Annotated in this window: 6 protein-coding genes; 2 read left to right on the forward strand and 4 right to left on the reverse strand. The window is 64.5% G+C overall.

Annotated elements, in window-relative coordinates; all coding sequences use genetic code 11:
* Positions 1-6: 6 nt before the first annotated feature.
* The 4 genes from AB0J36_RS00840 to AB0J36_RS00855 all read right to left on the reverse strand — a co-directional run bounded on the left by AB0J36_RS00840 (position 7) and on the right by AB0J36_RS00855 (position 14,729).
* Positions 7-9,852 (reverse strand): LamG-like jellyroll fold domain-containing protein, encoded by a 9,846-nt coding sequence (locus AB0J36_RS00840; protein WP_363659842.1) that lies wholly within the window; start codon positions 9,850-9,852, stop codon positions 7-9.
* A 33-nt stretch (positions 9,853-9,885) separates the two neighbouring features.
* Positions 9,886-10,782: a hypothetical protein gene (locus AB0J36_RS00845; RefSeq protein ID WP_363659843.1), complete on the reverse strand. Its 897-nt coding sequence runs from the start codon at positions 10,780-10,782 to the stop codon at positions 9,886-9,888.
* 161 nt (positions 10,783-10,943) lie between these two features.
* Positions 10,944-11,417, reverse strand: coding sequence for a hypothetical protein (locus AB0J36_RS00850; protein ID WP_357172046.1), 474 nt, complete (start codon positions 11,415-11,417; stop codon positions 10,944-10,946).
* Between the two features lie 930 nt (positions 11,418-12,347).
* A complete protein-coding gene (locus AB0J36_RS00855) occupies positions 12,348-14,729 on the reverse strand; it encodes a tetratricopeptide repeat protein (protein WP_363659844.1) in 2,382 nt (793 codons plus the stop codon).
* 449 nt (positions 14,730-15,178) lie between these two features.
* On the opposite strand from AB0J36_RS00855, the gene AB0J36_RS00860 reads away from it, so the two are divergent.
* Both AB0J36_RS00860 and AB0J36_RS00865 read left to right on the forward strand, forming a co-directional pair.
* Positions 15,179-16,909, forward strand: coding sequence for an AAA family ATPase (locus tag AB0J36_RS00860; protein ID WP_363659845.1), 1,731 nt, complete (start codon positions 15,179-15,181; stop codon positions 16,907-16,909).
* Positions 16,803-18,326 carry a UvrD-helicase domain-containing protein gene (locus AB0J36_RS00865; RefSeq protein WP_363660024.1) on the forward strand — a complete coding sequence of 508 codons (1,524 nt, stop codon included), beginning with the start codon at positions 16,803-16,805 and terminating at the stop codon, positions 18,324-18,326. The genes AB0J36_RS00860 and AB0J36_RS00865 overlap by 107 nt, the downstream gene beginning before the upstream one ends.
* Positions 18,327-18,391 lie beyond the last annotated feature (65 nt).

An 18,391-nucleotide genomic window follows, 5' to 3' on the forward strand; every position in this document is an offset into this window, starting at 1 on the left:
GACACCCTACCCGTCCTGGCGGTTACCGGCACCTCGGTTACATGGAATGCATTCTATTCGCACATCTTTCTGATATTCATCTAAGAAATCCGCGCGACTCATGCTCTCTGGATATAGACGATTCGTATGTGCCGTGGGGTAGTGACCCATGTCGCCGGAGGGCTGGCCGGCCGCCGGATTACGGAAGACTTCGCCCGCGCAATTCGGACCCTGGCGTGGACAGATCACGCCCCCGCTGGGTCCCGGGGTACCGTTCGCCCAGGCGTCATTCGTCGTATCTGCCCGCCAACCGCCCCGGCTCGTCGTGTAACCGGGCGCGTTCGTACCGCGCACCATACCGTTGGCGTCCACCGCACCTGGGACGGGCGTATTGGGATTTGCCAGGAACCGCCCATCGGCCCCGATCGGTCGGCCGCCAGTGGCGCATTGACACGCCGCATTGTGGCCGTCTTCGCCTCCGCCGCAATTATGGACTAGTACCGGGTCGTCGCCGGCCATCACATAGTAGGTGTGGATGTCGGCGACGGTGAGGTCGCGCATCTCGGCGTCGCCGTCGAGGTTCTCAACCTCGACCACGGTCACCTGCACTCCAGGTCCCCCACCACCCATGCCAGCGCCGGTGCCGTCACCCTCCAGCCGCTTGTCGTCGTGCACGAGCAAGCGGTGGCCGACCTTCAGCTCAGCCGCGTCCACCCACTTGCGGTCGGTCGCGTCCCAGAACGGATGGTGTTGCGTGGTCTTCAGCACCGTCGACTTACCCGAGTTGGCATCACGCACTGTGACGTTGGTGAGGTCTCGGTCCTGGTTGACGTGCAGGGCGGTCACGCTCTTGGCCGCAGTCTTCTCAGCCTCGGGGTCGGTCGCCGCCACCTTGTCGCCCAGTGCAATGTCTTTGATCGCCTTGGTGCTGCCGTCGGCCATCAGAACGCGGGTGGCCGGATCGAAGCTGTGCCGCGGGGTGTTGCAACCCGAGACGCCCTGTCGTCCCTCGCCGCGCTGCGGCCGGCTCGGCGTCGCGCTTCTGCCACTCTTGCCGCCGAGCGCCCGACTGGCTCCACCACCAGCGAGCTTCGTCGCACCTCCGGTCAGCCTGCTCACGCCGGCCGATAGACCGCCGTCCAGGCCGCCCTCAATCATCGTGCTGGCTAGGTTGCCCAATGAGAACTTCTCGTCACCCCGAGCCACGTCGACCATGTATCCGGCACCAGCGGACATCGCTCCGGCGGCGGCGCCGGCCAGGATCAGGCACCCGACGCCGGTGGCGCAGAGAGCGCCCACTGCGACTGTCGCCGCGATACCCACGGCCACCGTCGCCGCGAACTTCCACGGATCCTTCTTGATCGCCTCCACTGTCGATTTGAGGTTAGTGACAGCGGATTTTGCCGCCTTCTTCGCAGTCTCTTTCACGCATTTCCTGACGCCGCCAGAGGCACACTTTTTGGCGTCGTGATACGCGTCCTTAACTTTTTGGATCTTTTTCTTCGCCCAACGGACCGTGGTGTCCTTGACGGCATGGGCGGCCTTCTTCAGGTTGTTCTTGACGTTGCGCGCTGTCTTCTTGACGTCCTGCCACGCCTTACCGGATCGGACGTAGTTGAACGCCTGGTAGGAGCTCTTTGCCAGGGTCGTCGTCGCCCGATAGGTGCTCTGGATCGCCGCCACAGGGTTGGTGACCACAGACACGGTGCTACGGAAGGCCGACTTGAGGCTCGAAAGGCCCCAGTGTCCAGTCGGGTCCGTCGTCGTCAACGGGTTCGCGTCGCCGTACTGGAAGCGGTTGGCGTTGACCGAGTCGGGCACCGGATTGTTGGACGCAGTGTCTCGGGTGTCGAACTGACCGGTATCCGGGTTGTACCAGCGGGCGAGCATGTTGACCCGCCCTGTCAGGTTGTCAGTCCACTCGGACTGGTAGCCCAAGCTGCCGACTAGACCGGACGAAGCGACGACGGTGCCAACGGGGTCATAGGTGGTCGACCCGGAAAGAGTGGTGCCGGTGGCGGTGAATTGGCCCACGACATCGTCATGCTGGTCTGTCCAGACGTACCGAGAACCCGTGCCGGTGCCGGTGCCGGCCGCGAGCAGCGAACCGTCAGGGCCACGGGTGTAGGTCGCCCCGCTGTCCTGGGCTAGATCATTGTCGAGACCTGTGTATCGAAATCCCGGTACGACGGCGCGACCAAGCCCGTCGTAGGAGTAGGTGCGGGTGCCTCCGGCCGACTGTTGGGAAACCACCTGGCCGAAGGCGTCGGTGGTGGTGGTGAACGCTCCTGCCGCTGAGCTGGTCTGGCGCAAGGTCCCGCGTGCGGTGTACGCGTACGAGATCCCACCGCTCTGCGTCGAGAGCTGGTTCCGCGCGTCGTAGGTGAAGATCTTCCCGCCGGCTTGGGTCCTGTTGCCTGCTCCATCGTATGTGTAGCCGATGGTGGTACTGCCGTTGTTCCATGTCGACAGCCGGTCGGCGAGGTCGTACGTATAGGTGTTGGCGCTGGACCCGGCGAAGCCGGTGGTGACCTTCGAGGTTTCGTTGTTGTTGTTGTCGTAGCCGTAGGTGATCGAGCCGAGGGTGGTGGTGCCGGCGGCGTTTTTCAGAGTGTCGGACTTGAGGCGGTGCATCGCGTCATATCCAAAGCTCCGCACGTTGCCGGAGTTGTAACTGATCGACGACATCTGCGACATGTTGTTGTAGCCGACCACGAGGTTGACGCCGGTGGCGGTGTTGGTCGCCGTCCGGAACCGGCCAGCGGTGTCGTAGGTGTAGCTGCTGCTCCCGGCGGCGTCGGTGCGCGAGGCCGTCTTTCCGTCCTTGTTGTAGGTGAACGAGGACGAGTCGCCGGGACCGGTGATGGACAACGGTAGGCCGCGGTCGTCGTACGAGACGTCTGCCGTGCCGGCCGGGACCGCGAATCCGGTGAGCCGGCCGGCGTCGTCGTAGTCGAAGGTCCGGTCGGCCGTGGTGGCCTCAGCACCAGTGCCGGACTGTCGGGTCAGTCGGCCAGCGTCGTCGTAGCTGTTGCTGGTTCTTACCCCGCCGGGAGCGATTTGGTCGACGACCCGAGCGGCCTTGTCATAGGTCGTGGTGAAGGTGCGGTCGGCCAGGTTTGGGTAGGCAGGGGTCGATGGTTCGATTCGCGATTCGGGCAGGCCCCAGGTGTTGTAGGTGGTCCAGAACTGGTTGCCCCGGCCGTCGGTAAAGCGAGTCTGGTTACCTGCGGCGTCGTATCCGAAGCTGGTCGTGATCGCGGTGGTGGCGGTGACCGGCTGGCTCTCGCTCGTCAGTCGGTTCATCGCGTCGTATTCGAAGGTGGTGGTGGTCGTGCGCCCGTCCGTCGACGACGTCAGGTTGCCGTTGTCGTCGTAACCCTTTGATCGGGTGACGAGTACGGTTCCTGCGGCATCCAGGTCCTGCTGCTGCCTGAGTCGGCCGAGGGGGTCGTAGCTGGCGGTCTGCGCGGTGCCATCCGGCATGGTGATCCTGGTGGCGCGGCCAAGTCCGTCATACTCGTACTTGGTCTGATTGTTCGCACCGTCGGTGGTGGTCAGTGGCGCGCCGGTGAAGTCGTAGGTGCTCGATGTCTTCACGCCTGCGGCGGTGGTCACCGACTGGGGCCACGGGCCCTGACCGAGCGCGCCGGTGCCGTAGTCATAGTTGGTGGTGTTGGTCTCGCCGGTCTGGCGGACCACCTGGCTCGTGGTGAGCGGGCGGTCCATCAGGTCGTACGTCGACGACTGCTTGGCACCGGTCGGGTCGATCGAGTCCAGAACGCGGCCGAGCTTGTCGTAGCTCGCTCGGGACACCTTGCCCCGCGGATCGGTGACTGCGACCCGATTGCCGAGGGCGTCGTATTCATAGCTCGTCGTCTTACCGTCGGCGTTGGTCACCGAGCGCACCCGATCGAGCTTGTCGTAGTTGGTGATCACCGAGGCCCCCACGATTGGCGTACCGCCGGGCGGTGTGTAGTCCGGTGCGATCACCTCGGTGGGCCGGCCGAGAGGGTCGACTCGGGTACGGGTGACATTCGAGAGTGGGTCCTGTGTCTCGACTATCTCGCCGAAGGTGTTGTAGCCGATACGGGAGACCGGGACGACGGTTACACCTGCCGTGCCGAACACCTCGGCAGTCACGGACGGCTCCACCGTCTTTACCAACTGGCCGGCCTCGTCGTACTCGTAGCTGGTGGTCTTGCCTTTCGGGTCGGTGGTGGCGGTCGTGTTGCCCAGCTTGTCGATCGTGTAGTTGGTCGTCAGGCCGGTGGTCGACGCGAGTGCCTCACCGGTGCGGCCGTTGCCTCCGGCGTAGAGCGTGTTGATCTCGGCGGCGGACAGGGCTCGTTGGTAAAGCTGCACGTTGTCGATGGAGCCGCTGTAGCTGGCGTAGGCACCCATGCCGAGGTAGCCGCCGCCGATGGTCGGCGACTGCGATGCGAACGGGGTCGGGTTGGTGGCCCCGGTACCGGCGACGTTGTTGACGTAGAGGCTGAGCGCCTTACTGGTGGCGTTGTAGACACCAACCAGATGAACCCAACTGTTTGCGACCAACGCGTTGCTGGAGGTGGCCGAGTAGATGGCCGACGGCGTGGCCGAGTCTGACGACGGCACGCGGAAGGCCCACTTGTTCAGGGTCTTGTTGTACTCAAGGTAGTACGCGGTCCCGTAGAAGCCGAGCTGAGTCAGCGCGGTCTGGTCCTTGAGGAAGTCCTTTGGCTTCACCCAGGCAGAGATCGAATACGATCTGGCAGTGTCGATGGCATGATCGCCGATTCGGAGACCTCGGCCACCACTGAACGTGGCGACGCCCCCGGACATGGTCACGTCGGCTCCGCCGGTCGCCTTGCTGGCCGATGCTGTCGAGTCGTAGGCGACGTTGTATCCGTCGCTGAAGCTGGTTTCGTCAAGCTTGAACCAGGCGTTAGGCGAGACTGAGGGGTCGGTGGCGATCCGTTCCGACTTCATTCGGCCGAGTGGATCGTAAGTACGGTTGGTCGTCTGCAGAACTGACGCGCCGCCGCGGTCGCTTGTTCGAGTGGCCAGCACATGGTCATCGGCGTCGAAGCTGAAGCTGGTGACACGTTCAGTGTTGTTGTAGACGTCCGCCGGCGCCGTCGCGCTGATCTGCACAACCCGGTTGGCAGGGTCGCGGGTGTATGAGGTGATGGTCGCGCCGTTGTTGGTCTCCTGGCTCTCCAATTCCCCGTCTGGCCGGTGGATGTTCTCCTCGAGCACGTACGTTCGGGTGCCGTCGGTGCGGGTGACCCGGCGCAGCGTGCCGTTGCCGTTATAGGTGTAGTTCGTCGTGTAATTCATGGCGTCCGTGTCGGAGGCGAGATTGCCGTCCGGGAAGTACGCCTTGAAGCTGACCTGGGTGGTGGTGCCGTCGGCGCCGGTGATCGTGGTGGTGAGGTCGTTGCCCTCGCCGTCGAAGGTCTTCCGTACCGCGTGCAGCACGTCCCCGGAGGGGCAGGGATCGCCAGGTGATGGTGAACTGTCGCAGGTGACCTCGGCCGTGGTGTTGCCGTAGACGTCGTATTCGAGCAGGGTGACCACCCCCGCAGGATTGACCGTTTTGATCATCCTGCCGTGGTCGTCGTAGAAACTCTGGACCGCACGTTCCGCGTCGCCGCCGGTCAGGTCTTGCACCCGGCGTCCCGTGACGTTGCCGTCGGGGTCGTAGTCGGTCGACGTTCGGCCGGTGTGCACGGCACCGGTGACCTGGTTCAGCACGGGGGGCTCGGTCTGTTCGACGACCTGGCCCTCCGCGTCGTACCTCATGGAGGTGGTCAGGTCCCCCAGGGTCTCGGTCTTGACGGTCTTGGCGGTGATCCGACCCAGGCCGTCGTAAGCGAATTCGGTCACCAGTCCCGCTCCGTCAGTGATCCGTGCCAAATCACCCGCGGAGTTGTACTCGTTGGTCTGGGTGGCGCCGCCAGCGGACCTGGTCGTCACCGGCAGTCCGGGCGGCGTCGTTCCGCCTCCAACCGCTGCGGTGGTCGCGCTGGTGTAGGTGACGGTAGTGGTCTTGCCATCGGGAAAGCCCGCGACGGGCGGCGTCGTGGTGCTCGTTCGGTTGCCGGCGGTGTCGTATCCGAACCGGGTGAGGAACATCGGATCGGTCGGGCTGTACGAGTTGGCCGTGCGGTATTCAATCAGTTGATCGTTACGTGGATCCGGTGCAAGGTTAATGCTTGTCGCATCCGGATAGTAGTTGTAATAGGCCGATTTACATGTTGTCGACGTGAGGCACGCGCTCGTACGGACCGTGTTTCCCCGTACGTCGCGGCCGGTCTCGGTCTTGTTCCGCAGCGGATCGTAGGTCACGGAACCGAAGCCGCCGATGTCGTACCCGTAAGTGGTGGTGTTGCCCAATACGTCGGTGGACGCGATCAGCCGGTTACCGTTGACCAGGTCGAAGACCTGCGTAGAGGTCTTGCCCTTCGGGTCGGTGACCGTCGTCGTGGTAATCGAGGTCAGCGTCGACCCGGTGGTGCCGGAGCCAGGCTGTGTGGTGCTCTTCGACGCCTTCCAGTGCCGGTCGACCTCCGCGGCACTCAGCGGCGTTTTGTAGAAGGCCACCTCGGCGATGTTCCCGGTGAAGTAGGAGACATCCTGCGTGGATCCGGGCCAGCCCTTGGTGATGCCCGTACCGAGGTATGCGGCCACCCTGGCCAGGTCTTGAACAGTGCCGGCATGGCCTCCGACCATGTCTCCATCAAGGTAGAGCAACTGCTGGCTCGGAGTCTGGGTGACGGCGATGTGGTGCCACTTACCGTCATTGACCTTCGACGGGGACTGGACGACGGGTGATGACGGGGCCCAGAACTCGCCGCGCAGATAGCCGTCCCCACCGACATAGAGAGCTGGCGTCCAGGTGGTCGCCCCCGTCGTCGACGGCGGCAAGTCCATCTGGCCGTTGGTGTAGCCCAGCAGCACGCCGCTCTTGGCGCTGCCTGCCGGGGTCTTGAACCACATCTCGACCGACTTGGTGGCGTCGTACGGACCGCCGCCGAGGTCCGCCATGGTGTTCAGCTCGACATAAGCGTTGGTGCCGTTGAACACTGCCCCGTACGAATCGGCGAACGGGCTCGTCGTGTTGGGTTGGGTCGTGTTGAACGTGACGTTTCGATACCGCGCCTCGTCGAACTCGCCGCGCACCTCGTTCACCGGCTGGGTGGGTGCCTGAATGTCGGCAAGCCGGAAATAGTGCTCCGGTTGCGACCCGAGCACCGACGACACGTACACCAGGCTGGACCCACCGACGGTCGGTGTTCCGATCTTCCACGTTCCGCCGATTTCGTCGGTGACCTGCTTGACCCGGCCCGTCACCGCGTCGTACTCGACGACGGCCTGGACCCGACCACCGGGCGTCGTGATCCGCGTCAGCAAGGGGTCAGCCGCAACACCACTGCTGTGCAGGGAGGTCGCCGTGGGCGTTGTGATGGCCCGATTGTGGAAGACCACATCGGCGATCGACCCGTTGAAGAACGTGGCGGTGGCCGCGGTGTTCGGTTGCGCAGGCCAAGCGCCGCCGAGGAAGCCGGCACCCACATAGCCGTTCGTCATGCCAAGGTCAAGATTGATCGTGGCGGTCAGCGTGGCGACGCGGGCACCGTCGACGTAGAGGGCCTGGTTGCCGCCATTGCCGGCCAAGGCAACGTGGTGCCACTGACCGTCGACTACCGTGTTGGGCGAGGCCATGGTGTTCGCGGTGCTGCCCGTCCAGAACTGTCCGTGCAACTTACCGTCCGACCCCACGTAGAGAGTCGGGGTGTAGGTCTTGGTCGTCGTGGCACCCGCACTGACCGGGTCGACCTGATGGCTGAAAAGCACGCCGGTGGGGCTGCTCGTGCGGAACCACATGCTGATCGATTGGTACGACGCCTCGGTCACCAGCTTCGCCGGCAGTTTCACCGACGACGACGTGCCGTTGAAGCTTGCTGCCGTGGAGGTCGAACTAGCCACCGGGCCGGAACTCCCGAGGGTGACGTTGGCGTAGGTGGCGTTGTCCACGCCGTCGTTGCTCAGCACCGCGCTCTGTGCGACCGTCGCACCAGGGCTCTCGTTGAGCCGCCAGAACGAATACGGGTCGGTGTTGAGCACAGTGGTGGCGTGCTGCGGCGTCAGCGTGTACTGGTAGCTGGAACAGTTCGCGGCCCCAGAAGGCGGACAAACGTTCGTCAGCAGGTCGCCGTCGTAGTTGTAGGTCCACGTCACCGCGCTGGCCGCGTCGCCCTTGACGACCGGGTCCGTGGTAATTGCCGAGACGTGTGGATACGTCGAGTTCGGTGGACGCGACCACGATATGCGGAGTGCGCGACTTGAGGCCACGGATCGCACCTCGTCGACCAACCCAGCAGCGTCGTAGTGCACGGTCAGCGAACGGCCCGCAGCGTCGGTGATCCGGGTCAGGCCGTAGACTCCACCGGTCGCCGCCTGGGTGAACTCGTACGTAGTGGTGTCCTTGTCGGTCAATGTGTAACCGCCGGTGACCGCCTTGAAGACGGAGTATCGCCCCAAGGGCGGTGTCCAACTGCCGTCGGGGTTGCGACCGAACGAGATATCCTCACCGCTCGGGTAGCGCACCGCCACCGTTTGCAGGGCACCACTCGCGTCGGCCGACTCACGGGCCTGCATGTCGAGCAGCGACGACCAGCCTCGACCAAACGCCCCAAATACGCGGGTGTCGAGGCTGTTGTAGTCCCTCGTGATGCTGAGCGCCGGACCGACCGTCGTCACCTCCACATCCGTGTCGGAGGTGGTGTAATTACCCGTACTCGGCTCGTAACCCTTTCCGCCGTTCTGCGCCAGGTCGGAGGTCACCATCTGCTGTGGCACCTGGGTGGTGAACGCATACTTCACCGGGGCGACGGCCGAGGTGGACGAGTAGTCATTGACTTGCACCGCGTACTGGTAGGTCTTGCCCCAGACGAGGACGCCAGCAGGCACCTTCCAAACGCCGGCGGTCACCCAACCGGAGGTGCTGAGCTGCGCACCTGCCTCGTCATAGACGAAGTAGTTGTACCGCAAGCCCTTGTTGGGCCAGCTGTCCGGGTCGCTCCCGGCGGCGGCGAGCTCCGGGGTCAGCGTATTGACGGCGTAGTTGTTGGCCGGGTAGCGGACGTCGAGCTGTGGCGGGACATTGTCCGTGTAGGTGACGTCGAGGAAGGCATCACACTTGATCGAGCCGTAGGTCGCATGGGCACAGCGCATCGTTGAGTTATCGAGGCCGGCATCGACTGAGGTGAACCGCTTCCACGCCTTGACGTTGGTCTCGCTCTCGGCTTTCAGCGCGAGGCCGTAGTTGGCACCGCCGGTGACCCAGTTATTGACCTCCGACACGTTGAGCGTGACCGGCACCCAGATGCCTACGTTCCGGATTTTCGCCTGGTTACCACAGGCCGCAGTGCTGGTGGGTGATGCGTTACCGATGGAACTCGACAATGTCGGGAAATTCGTGGATCGAACGCCGGTTGAAGACCAGTCCGACTTGACGGCGAAGACGTCGAAACGGTGGACCTCGCAGCCGGTGTTGAGGCCCTGGTAGCTCATGAAGAGGTTGAGCTTGGCCGTGCTGATCTTCTTGCCCGCGTAGGCAGTGGAGAAGCTCGGGAACGGTAGCAGTCCCTGCGCCTTGGCCACACCGTTGTTGAATGTGCCGATCCCGATACTGTCCTCGGTCGACCGGTCAGACTCGGTGCTGCCAGATTGGACGTAGGTATCGCCTTGTGTGGTGGCGATGGTCGGGTCGAGCACAACCGGGAACGCCCGCTTCGGGTCATGTAGCCAGGCGCCGTCGACCGTCATCTTCAGCGCAGGGCCGTCAGCGGTGTCGACAAGGGAGTAGCGGATGTCGCGGGACATCGCACCGGCGCCAGAAGCGTCACCGGCGGCGTCCTAGTTGAACGCTGCGGGCATCCGGGCGACCTCCTGACCCCCCGCCGCTCGGAACACCACCGACCCGTCGCCATCGACTGCGGCTGTAAGCCCGATCAGTGCGAGGGGATAGGTGTACTCCGTGGGAACGTCCGCTGAGTGGAAGACCAGACTTTCTTTGACCTCGCGTCCTGCGGTAGCAAGTCTCAGGTCGACGTTCGGGAAGACCTGGCGGTACGTCGCCAGTTCGCCGCTCACCTCGGGGAGGCCAATGTCTGCGCCCGCGATCCGGTAAGCAAGGCTTCGACCTGCGTCGAAGGTCATGCTGACCAATGGCGTCGTGCCTGTCGTGCGCGCTGCGGGATCACCGCCCGAGGCGTCGAACTCGATCTTCTGCCCGTTGGCCCGCGGCCGGAGCCGACCGTCGGCACCCCGCACCAGCTTGCCGTCGATTGGCTGCCACGACCCGTCCGCCGCCCGGAAGTTGACCGGCTGCTGGTAGACCCTCCGGGTGTACGAGCCGTCCGCGTTACGGAACATCTCGGTCTGCTCGGTGGCGCCTGCCGCTTGCCGCTTGCTGGTCTTGAGCTCGAATCCGCGCGACGGCTCGCCGGCTTTGCGCACCGTGCTTTCGGGCCGGTGGGGCTCAGAGCGCGCCAGCTCGCCCTTCGCCCGCACGGGCTTGCTGCGATCCTCGGTGAGCGGAGCCTCTGCATAGTGACTGCGCGGCGGGTTCTTTCCCACCTGCTGCTTCGGGGTGGGCGGATTGCTTGAAGCCCAGGACGGTCGGGCCTCCAGCAGTGACCAGAACCAACTGAGCGGGAAGCCAGAGCCCGCCACGATGGGCAGCGGCTCTCGTGGAGCACCAACACCGAGAACCAGGACGATCACCAGAACGGTTGCGACCCGTCGATACACAGGCCTCCGCGAGATACGGGCACGCCGCCGTGCCAACGCCCCGCGAACAGCATCATGCCGACCGCCCATGGCAGCCCTCCCCGTAGCTTGATCATGCAACGGGAAGCTTCCTGGACGTTCGCTGAGAAAACAATGGCCATCAGTGGCCTAGTTTTTACATGTTAGGTCGTAGCGGGCAAGGTGCGGACGGCCGCGGCAACACCATTGACGATCTCATCTGGAGAGCCGGCCTCCACTATGGTCACGCCCACGTTCGGCGCGCCATCCACGACCACATACCGAATAGCCGGAAAGCGGTCCTTACCGGCGATTAACGCATCCACCGGAGCAGCCCCGACCGCGATGACCATCTCGCACCCCTGAGCAGCCAACGTGTTGAAGTAGGCAGCCACATTGGACTCATCTTGGACGCCGTCCGCGGCTAGGTACTGCACCTGCACCAGCGACTCGACCGAAGCGCGTTGCATCCCAGTCCAGGCGGCTCTCGCGTCTCGGCTGGCCAGCCCCCTGTTGTCGGTCAGCAAGCAGGCGGTGACATCGCGGTATTGTCGCTCCCGAGGCGCAGTGGTCGGGTTGGGCCATACGATCCACGCCACCACGATCGCGACGGCCAGAGCGACGAGCCCGACCAACACCCATCGCCGCCGTAAATACCTGTACACCTGCCGACCTCCTCGCGACGGCGGTGGGTCCCCCGCACCGGCTGAGGATACGGGCGAGCAGAAGCCTCGTCGATCATGCCTTGATCGTGGAGCCATACCGTGCGCGCCTCCGTGATCCTGCGGGGAGGACAAGGGCCGTCCTGGACCAGCCCGGTAGTCGCGGAGCGCACTCGGATATCAAAGCGGGGCCGGCCGGCGTCCTCGTAGTCCAGCGTTCCGAGAAGCCACGCCTCGTCGGCGTCGTGCGGTGGAAGATCGGCTCGATCCGGCTCGGATCGTCGTGAGCTGGAGCCACCGACGATCCTCTGTACATCGGTGTCGCAGCATCGGAGGTAGCGACAGCTAGCAACATCTGCAGCACTTGACGCGCAATAAAGAGCAGACCTGCCGCTCCGTCCAGGACGCAGACGAAGCGGCAGGTCAGAGCGTTGTGCAACAGGCACGTCAACGGCAAACCATCCACGCCGTTACCGCCAACAAAGATCATCCGTTACCGGATGTTACCGCCGTTACCTGGGATGATCTTCATCTCCCCAGGTCAACCGGTCGGGACGGCCGGATTCGAACCGACGACCCCTTGACCCCCAGTAGTCCGGTGGTCCAGCGGCATGCTCAGGCATGTTTGCCCAGGTCGGTGAAAGCATATACCGGCCGAGTAAAGGAGTCCTCGCACCACTCCGGACCGGATGCAACGGCTGTTGAATGCCGCCAACTGGCTCACCGAGGCTGTCCACGACGCCCTGCGTGGCTATCCGACGATGCACAAAGGTCAACCAGCCACCTCGGCCGTCGTCGCGTCGAAGCCAACCCGCCAGTAGATCTCGGCAGCCGAAACCGGGTTCTCGTCCGTCCCGGGCACCGCGCGAATCGCGAGTCGAGTCGATCGGCGCGCGTCCACCGAGCTTAGAACCAATCCGTGGCCGTTCCGCCATCCGGCTCCAGCCCAAACCGGCGAATTCGCTGCCAGCGGGGGTCGTCGGGGTACGCATCGGCCACAATCATCAGGCAATTTCTGGCGCCGGCATCCGTCGCGCGCCGCGCCAATCTTTCCGCCTCTTGATCCTGACCGCTGTTGCCACGAACCACGACGAGGTTCCCAAAAGCGGACGCGTCTCCGGCGCACGCTGCACGCTCAGCAAAAGCCTCTGCCTCGTAGTGGCTGCCCTTGTCCTCGCACACTTCGGCCAACAACACGAGGTCATGCGGGTCGGCTCCGTGCCACGCAGATTCTGCTTCGGACACAGCCCGCCGAAGACTCTGCTCCAGTTTGTCCGCACCACCACTTCGCTGTTGGATGTCCCACAACGGCCGACGAGTGAAAACCTGGACACCCTTCGTAGCACGCGCACAAAGCTCTGCTGCCTCACGCGCGTCACCGGCTTCGGAGCGAAGGCGCGCTAGCTGCCTGAGCGGTCGCGCCCCCTCGAAACCGGCCGTTTCGACCGCTTCTCGTAGCCACTGCTCCGCACGGCCATTGTCTCCTTGCGATTCAGCAAGCTGGGCCAGCAATTGCTGAGCCTTAGCGTCGTTCTTACCTGCCGCCACCATCAGCCATCGTTCGGCTTCATCGACCTCTCCCCGAGCGCCGAGAAGACGGGCAAGCTCAATCTGCGCGTCCGTACCGCCACCGGCCGCCGCTCGCCGGTAGTGCAGTTCGGCTTGTTCGAGGTTTCGGGATCGAGCGTGCATGTCACCAAGCAGAACGAGTGCCCGGACGTTGCCGAGCTCCGCAGCCCGCTCGAACAACATGGCTGCGTGCCGGAGGCGCCACCTGGCCGCCGCCGCGGACCCAAGCGACACGAGGACTCCGGCGTCGGCGAAGTGATCACAGGCCGCCTGCCAGAACTCCACCGGCGGGACCTGGAAACACCTGCTAATTCTGCCCCACTGCGCCAGGTAGTCACTCACGGTGAAACCCGCTTCGCCCTGCTCCCTCTGCCCCGGCTTCTGCCTCCGCCGCGTCACTAGTCCGGATGCACCACGGCACCTGGCGCCTGCGAAAGCCAGTGCCTGGTCCAACCAGTCGTCGCTGGTTGACTGCCATTCGGAGTCCGACAGATACCCGGGAGCAGCGTGCTCCAAAAAGGATCGGGGCGAGTCCAGGTCAGCGACGAGCCGGCGAAGGTCGATCGTGGCATCGATAACCGCTCGAGCCGTGGAGGGAGCAGTCTCATACCGCTCGACTATGGCCGGCCCAGCCGCTAGGTATTGCGTGATCTCGCCAGACCTGGAGAAGGCAAGGGCTTGCCGCAAGCGCGGGTCGTCGCCTCCCGCGGCGCCGACGGCGGCCAACTCCTCTGGGCTGAACCGCCCGGGAATCGGCAACTCGTTACCGGTAACGAGGATACGAGCCTGCGCGTACAGATCCGCCTCGTCCGCAGGAGGGAGCTTTTTGATCCTGTTGAGGTAGTCCGGCCAGATCGTTCCCACGATGAGCACCGGTGCACGCTCGTGATCACGAAGGAGTTCGCGCAAGTTTGCGGCCACCACCTCGCTCACACTGGGATCGGGTGAAACCAGGTAATGCTGGAGTTCGTTCAACCAGACAACCGTGAACGGCGGTATCCGCGCCAACCCATCAAGCACGGCCTGCGACGGCGACGGCGAGATAGGGTGCCACACCGTCCACCGCGCGGGCAATTGCTGAATCGCCTCCCAGCACGCCCGTGTCTTGCCCGACGAAGACCCACCCACGAGAACGATGAACTCGCTCGTACCGTCGCAAGCATGCTGCACGCTCTGACGGAGCGTTTCGTCGTGCGGTCGTAAGAAGTATCGAGGGAGCTCGGGAAGCGCTGCTCCGGCTTCGCCTGGAGGGCTGATAGCTCGGTGAACCTCGAGATCGAAAGGGTCGAGTTCGGTGACCGGCACCAACCGCAGCTCAAGCGTCTCTGACGCAGGCGGAAAGGAATCAACGACAACGGTGTGGTGATAGCTCACCGGACCGGAGTGTCCAATGCTGAGTCCGCCCGTCCCAGTGGCCACTCCGCCATTAATGACGGTCGTGGGCTCGTCAGCTGGGGCGTCGCCTCTCTCCGGCAAGGACTGTCCCACGTCCTCGCCGGGCCGGCGCGGGTACTGTGTGGCTTTTCCCGTCGCGACCTGGCCGCCTGTCACAACACCGACAGTCTGCCCCGACCCATGACCGTGAACACCCTTGTTGATGGTGATCCTTGGCTGCGGTGACGCGCTGGTGGACGCCGATTCACGCCGCCCGGCCCGCACCTGGAGCACGAGCGCAGCGACCACGAGGGGGAACGAGAGGATCGCCACCACCCAGCTCAAGCCCTCAATAACAGGCCGTAATGGATCACTCTCACTCGGCAGCCACAACAGAAGGCCGTATCGGAGCAGCGCCCACATCCCCGCTGCCGCAACAACTATCACCAGAGCCGCGACGAGACCTCGACGCCACTGCCTCAAAGTCAACTCCTTCCGCCCTCCCCCGGGCTGGCGGGTTATGGAGCGCAGCCTAACGCAACCTGCGAGTTGAACTCCGTTCGAGGCAAAGCCGACCTACCCGTCGGCTATTCACTGTCTGCGCCGGCTGCTCTGCCCGCGGCAATAGCTCGCCCGCACGTTGGGTTGAGCCTCAAGGTTTCCGGACCGCTCGGCTGGCGATGCCCGGCCGTTCGAATGACCAGAGTCGCCTGATCGGCATCCCTGGCTGTGGAACAGTTTCCGCCGCGGGTGTTCGAGTTCAAGTCGGTCCACCCAAGCCGTAGAATGCGCCGATGCAGATTCGGCGGGTCATCGCTCGCAACTTCCGCGGCATTCGGCACGCCGACTGGTCACTGCCTCGCCAGCGATTTGTGTGCCTGGTCGGTCCCGGCGACAGCACTAAGACGACCCTGCTCGACGCCATTGCGCTCGTCCTGAGCCCGCGATGGACGGTCCAGTTCACCGACGCTGACTTCCACCGGTGTGACGTCTCCCAGCCTATCGTGCTCCAACTCCTGATCGGCGATCTCGACGACACGATGCTGGCCGACAGCGCTTTCGGCCTCGACCTCTGCGGACTTGCCGAGAGTGGGCAGCTGCTGCACGACCCGGTTGACGGCGCGGAAGAGTGCGTCCTGCTGCAGCTGCGCGTGGATGAAGACCTTGAAGCTGAGTGGACTGTCATGCGGCCCGGTTCGACCGAGACCAACCAGCCTCTCACCGCTTCCAAGCGCAAGGCGCTTGGCCTGTTCCGCATCGACGAGCGAGTCGACACCCACCTGCGCTGGGGCCGTGGCTCCGCGCTCACTCGGCTCACGGAGACCTCTGGTGCGAGCCAAGCCGTCACCCTGGCGGGGCGGGCTGCGCGCAACGCCGTCTTCGACGCGTCTCATACCTCCCTGCAGGCAGCGGCCGACACGGTCGCTTTGGCCGCTAGCAGTATCGGCGGTGCCGCTTACACGGGCTTGCGGCCGGGGTGGGACCCGCTGGCGGTCGCGTCGACGGGCGCCCTGCTGCTGCATGAAGGATCCGTGCCTCTCACGCACGCAGGCCTGGGCACTCGCCGACTGACCAGCATCGCCGTTCAGGAAGGCGCTGCACTCAATGGGCACATCATGCTGGTCGACGAGATCGAGCAGGGCCTTGAGCCGCATCGGCTGCTGCACGTATTGCACCGGGTGAAGCAGCGTGCGACTGGCAGCCGTGGACAGGTCATCGTCACCACCCACTCACCCTCCGCTGTACAGGCCCTCGAAACGGCCGACATCTGCGTAGTGCGGAGCACCGCAGGCGAGACCATCGTGCGCCAGGTCCCCGACGTCGTCCATGACGCCCAGTCGTCCCTGCGAGCCTGCCCCAGCGCGATACTGGCCCGCAAAGTCATCGTGGGCGAAGGTAAGACCGAGGTCGGCATAGTCCGCCACCTCATGCGGACCTGGGACACCGAACAGATCGACGCCGACCAGCCGACACACGCTGCGCTCGGCGTCGCCCTGGCCGACGGAGGCGGCAAGACCGCACCCGTGCGGGCCAAGGTCTTCCAGGACCTCGGCTTCAGCACGCTGCTGCTCGTGGACAACGACGACCCGAACTTCGACACAGACATCGCCACCGCCACTCACGCAGGCGTCGCCGTGATCCGCTGGCAGGCCGGGCACTCCACGGAGGCCGAGATCACCTCGGCACTCGACATCAACGGACTTTCGGACCTGTTGCAACTGGCCGCCGAGCTCAGCGGTGAGGACCCGGTCCGCGACGCGGTCGTCGCCAAGCTAGATCGGGTCCCCGCACCGGGCCAGCTGAGCCCTGCCTCATGGCTGGAGGCCGGCCATGCCCTACCGGAGCTGCAGCGAGCCGTCGCCGCAGCGGCCGGGAAGAAGGCATGGTTCAAGCGCGAAGACGCCGGTGAACGGCTGGGTGCGTTCGTCCTTGAGCACTGGGACCAGTTCAAGGGCGCCGTCCTGGGACACCGCCTCGCAGAGCTGCACAGTTTCATTTACGGAGACAGCCATTACCCCCAATGACGACCTGCTCGCCGCCGCCCGCAAGGTCCGCCAGGCGATGCCATGCTCTGTGCAACTGCCTGCAGGTACCGGCAAAACCCACGTCATCGCCGCCGTCGGCTCCCTAGCAGCCAACGCCGGCGACAGAACCCTGGTCCTTACTCACACCAACGCCGGAGTTGACGCACTTCGACGAAGAATGACCGCCTTCGGGGTCACGCAGAGGCATGTACGCGTGGAAACAATTGCGAGCTGGTCTCACTCCCTGGTGAACCGCTACCCGCAGCTCGCCCAGTTCTCGGCACCGCAACTGCCGAACTGGTCCGACTCGCTGCGCTACTACACCGGCGCCGAGCTTGTCGTATCCAGCCGCGCTATCCGCCGCGTACTGGCAGCCAGCTACGACCTGGCGGTCGTTGACGAGTACCAGGACTGCGGAGCCGACCAGCATGCCCTCATCCGTGCCCTGGGCGAGATCCTGCCGGTGGCTGTCTTCGGCGACCCACTGCAGAGCATCTTCAACTTCGGCGGCAACGTGCCAATCACCTGGGGGACCGACGTCGCGGGACGATGGCCGAACACCGAGCTCCCGGCGCGGCCGTGGCGCTGGCTTGGCCACAACGAGGTCCTTGGGGAGTGGCTGATCAAGGTACGTAACGACATCATCACCGGTGCCCCCATCGTCCTCGACGAGTCCGCACCGGTGACCTGGATCGCCGCTGACCCCGCCAACCGGGCACGTGCCTGCTTCGGCCACCGAACCGCAGTCGGGTCTGTGGTGGCCATCGGCGACCTGCCCCACGATGTCGCATCCCAGGCCCGAAACCTTGGTGGTCTCTACACCGTGATGGAGGAAATCGAGGGCAAGGAGATGATGAAGTTCGCCGCCTTCGTTGACAAAGGAGATCCTGCGACCGTCGCCTCCGAGACCGCCAAATTCGCCAAGACCTGCGCCGCCAAGCTCGCGGACGTCCTCGACACCGCTGTGCTGAAGAAGCTTGCAGCCGGCCAAAGCGTTGCCCACCTGAAACGTCAAGGTGCCCAAGACGCCCTCGTCCGATTGTCTGTGCTGCTCGATGATCCGTCACCCGCACGAGTGCACGACGCCCTCAACGCCCTCGGCTCCGTGCCGACCACGAAGATCTTTCGTCACGACGCCTGGTACACGATCCTGAGCGCCCTGCGAATCGCCACTTCGGGCACCGACGTGGCGGCAGCCGTGACGCAGCTCCGCAACCGCGCACGCGTCACAGGCCGCCGGACGACGCAACATGTCATCTCACGCCCTGTCCTAATCAAGGGTCTCGAGTACGACCATGCGATCATCCTTGATGCCGATGCCCATCACCCGACCAGCCTCTACGTGGCCCTGACAAGGGCCCGCCGGAGCCTCACCATCATCAGCCGCGAGCCCGTCCTCCGGCCAGACGCCAAGTAATAGACCTGGTGTTGTGGACTGCAACCGGGCCAAGCCACCGGATATTTCTTCGCGATCAGCCAGGG

The organism is Micromonospora sp. NPDC049662, from assembly GCF_040675055.1.
In the GTDB taxonomy this organism is placed as follows: Bacteria; Actinomycetota; Actinomycetes; order Mycobacteriales; family Micromonosporaceae; genus Micromonospora.

Coding starts and splice junctions, on each gene's coding strand:
- AB0J36_RS00860 (WP_363659845.1), top strand. CDS start 15,179: ATGCAGATTCGGCGGGTCATCGCTCGCAACTTCCGCGGCATTCGGCAC.
- AB0J36_RS00840 (WP_363659842.1), bottom strand. CDS start 9,852: ATGTCCCGCGACATCCGCTACTCCCTTGTCGACACCGCTGACGGCCCT.